The sequence below is a fragment of the Alcanivorax sp. HI0044 genome (genome assembly GCF_001634945.1).
Genome location: NZ_LWEZ01001961.1, coordinates 1 through 769, shown reverse-complemented (window position 1 = coordinate 769; position 769 = coordinate 1). Strand labels below are relative to the sequence as shown.

General features: G+C 57.5%; 1 protein-coding gene and 1 pseudogene. One reads left to right on the top strand and one right to left on the bottom strand.

The genetic code is table 11. The features are described 5' to 3' along the window. Positions 1-47 precede the first annotated feature (47 nt). On the bottom strand, positions 48-404 hold the full coding sequence (locus A3730_RS29060; RefSeq protein ID WP_007150890.1) for a helix-turn-helix transcriptional regulator: 357 nt from the start codon (positions 402-404) through the stop codon (positions 48-50). 87 nt (positions 405-491) lie between these two features. Between A3730_RS29060 and A3730_RS29055 the strand changes: the two are divergent. Beyond that, positions 492-769: pseudogene (locus A3730_RS29055) on the top strand (NADH oxidase); the annotation flags it as partial.

Below are 769 nucleotides of genomic sequence, written 5' to 3'. Positions count from 1 at the left end.
GCGCCCATTGATCCGCTGTCATTCCCTGCCCCTGTATTCGGTGTTAATTACATTTCAAAAAAGTGTGCCAACCGTTCCTGCATCATTGGCTCCGCATGGCAGAAGCGGCGGCGCCCTTCACGCTCCACACGGATCAGCCCCGCCTCCGACAGCTCCCGAACATGGTGGGACACTGTCGGTGCGCCAATATTGAGCCGCTGCATAAAATCCCCAAACGCACAGCCGGCAGGCACCTTGGCCAGATCCGCCTGACCATGCTGGCGACAGTGATCCACAATTACCTGGTATATGCGCAACCGATTGGGGTTGGACAGCGCACGAAAGGCTGCAGCAAGCTGCTCCGCCGTCACAGTGTCTTTCTGTGCCAAAACCGGCACCTCCCGGGAAAATAGTTTGACGGTCATAAAACTAACTTATAGTTTGATCCTCATCAAACTATATCGTTGCGGCATTTCTTGTCGCCACTGTTCGTCGCCATCGGAGGAGACACTGTGAACCACGCTGATATTCTCGGCCAGACCCTGGCATTGCCCTGCGGAATCACCCTGCCCAACCGTTTCGGCAAATCGGCCATGAGCGAAGCACTCGGCACCATCGACAACCATGTAACCCCGAAACTGGAACGGCTGTACGGCCGCTGGGCCCAGGGCGGCACCGGCCTGGTGATTACCGGGAATATCATGATCGACCGACGCCACACCGGCGAGCCGAACAACGTGGTCGTGGAGGATGAGCGTGACATGCCATTGCTGAAACGCTGGGCGGAGGC

Excerpts from the sequence above, each read along its gene's own strand:
- A3730_RS29060 (WP_007150890.1), bottom strand. The coding sequence starts at position 404 with ATGACCGTCAAACTATTTTCCCGGGAGGTGCCGGTTTTGGCACAGAAA.